This window comes from Vibrio sp. 378, from assembly GCF_033339435.1.
The window spans coordinates 1-312 of record NZ_JAWOUO010000819.1; the positions used below are offsets into that span (position 1 = coordinate 1).

At 50.0% G+C, this 312-nt stretch carries 1 pseudogene; it reads right to left on the minus strand.

Annotation, left to right across the window (positions count from 1 at the left end):
• Nucleotides 1-20 precede the first annotated feature (20 nt).
• Nucleotides 21-312: pseudogene (locus R7Q48_RS29025) on the minus strand (ZrgA family zinc uptake protein); the annotation flags it as partial.

A 312-nucleotide genomic window follows, 5' to 3' on the forward strand; every position in this document is an offset into this window, starting at 1 on the left:
CGGTGGTCGCTGTGCTATGAATAGTCGTGACCTTCATGACCTTCATGACCTTCCTGACCGTCGTGATCGTGATAGGCGTGTTCATCATGATCATGGCCCTCATGATCATGGTGCTCATGTTCTTCATGTTGCCCCCCAAGCGAGTGTTCAACATGAACTTCTTCAATTTCGCATTGTGCTTGTGGGTTAATCGCAACCAGTGCGTTGCTATCTTCTAGCGTTGCGACTGCGTGTTGCAGTGTTTTCTCTTGCTCTGCAGTTTCTGGTGCGTGTTCAAAGCCGACCACATCAGCACCAGGAGCTGTGATTTCG